The sequence below is a fragment of the Psychrobacter sp. 16-MNA-CIBAN-0192 genome, assembly GCF_040309565.1.
Classification (GTDB): Bacteria; Pseudomonadota; Gammaproteobacteria; order Pseudomonadales; family Moraxellaceae; genus Psychrobacter.
The window spans coordinates 1-255 of sequence record NZ_JBEOOX010000474.1; the positions used below are offsets into that span (position 1 = coordinate 1).

The 255-nt window shown below is 43.9% G+C and carries 1 protein-coding gene; it reads right to left on the minus strand.

Annotated features, from left to right (window positions below; genetic code table 11):
* Window positions 1–188 (minus strand): hypothetical protein (locus tag AAEY78_RS14025; RefSeq protein WP_352339998.1); only part of this gene is annotated, 188 nt, incomplete at its 3' end.
* Between the last annotated feature and the right edge of the window lie 67 nt (window positions 189–255).

Below are 255 nucleotides of genomic sequence, written 5' to 3' on the forward strand. Positions count from 1 at the left end.
GCTTCACACAGCGCAAAACCACTCAATTGGCGCACTTTATTGCGTGCAAATAAAGGCACGCTCATGCCCGCTAAAAAGCGACATTGGGTTTCTACACCTACGTTATTAATGCCTTTACTGGCTAGATGCTGTAAAAACTCATCTACTTTTTGATAAATTACACTCTCATCAACAACATCTGCTTGCACTGAATATTCAAGCTTAACACTGTGGCCTCTGCATACTGAGCAATGGCCGCATTGCTGGGGCGCATTT